1 protein-coding gene is annotated in these 775 nt (G+C 64.8%); it reads right to left on the reverse strand.

The genetic code is table 11. The annotated features are described in order from the left end of the window. On the reverse strand, positions 1-626 hold a 626-nt coding region (locus tag ACLQ2O_RS41915; protein WP_425843476.1), incomplete at its 3' end, for an IS3 family transposase. Positions 627-775: the final 149 nt, after the last annotated feature.

The raw sequence follows: 775 nt of genomic DNA on the forward strand, positions 1-775 counted from the left end.
CCGGCCTCGGCCAGCAGGTTCCGCCAGGAGACGTGCTGGTATTGGAATCCCTGGTCGGAGTGGACCAGCGGGCCCGGGCGGTCGTCGAGGGTGGCCAGCGCTGCCCGCAGCGAGTTGTTGGTGAGTTGCAGGTTGGGAGATGTCCCGAGCGAGTAGGCGATGATCTGGCGGTCGAACAGGTCCATCACCGGTGACAGGTAGAGCTTGTCGTTGCCGATGCGGAACTCGGTGACATCGGTGACCCATTTCTGGTTCGGTGCGTCGGCGATGAAGTCGCGGTCCAGCACGTTCGCAGCGACCTGGCCGGTTTCGCCTTGATAGGAGATGTATCGCCTCTTGCGGCGGACCTGGCAGATCAGCCCGAGGCGCCGCATCAGCTTCAGCACGGTCTTCTTCGCGACCTGCCAGCCGGCCTTGACCAACACTCGGTGGACGCGGCGATGCCCGTAACGGGCGTGGTTGGTGGTGAACACCTCGGTGATCGCGGCCTTCAGCCTGGCGCGCGGGTCAGGGCCAAGCAGTCGGGCCTGGTGATAGAAGAACGTCGACCGGGCCAGCCCGGCGGCATGCAACAACACGTCGAGGCGGTGTTCAGCCTTGAGAGAGATGACGGCCTGGACCTTCACCGCCGTTCCTGCTGCTCTCTCAAGGCTCTCAATTTTCCCAGGTAGGCAACCTTCGCCTTCAAGAGCTCGTTCTCTCGGCGCAGCCGGTCCAGTTCCGAGTCCGCACCTGGTGCCTGCGGGGCCTTCCTCGGCCGGCCTTGCAGCTTCGG

Origin of the sequence: Kribbella sp. DT2, from assembly GCF_049844575.1 — a bacterium.
Taxonomy (GTDB): Bacteria; Actinomycetota; Actinomycetes; order Propionibacteriales; family Kribbellaceae; genus Kribbella.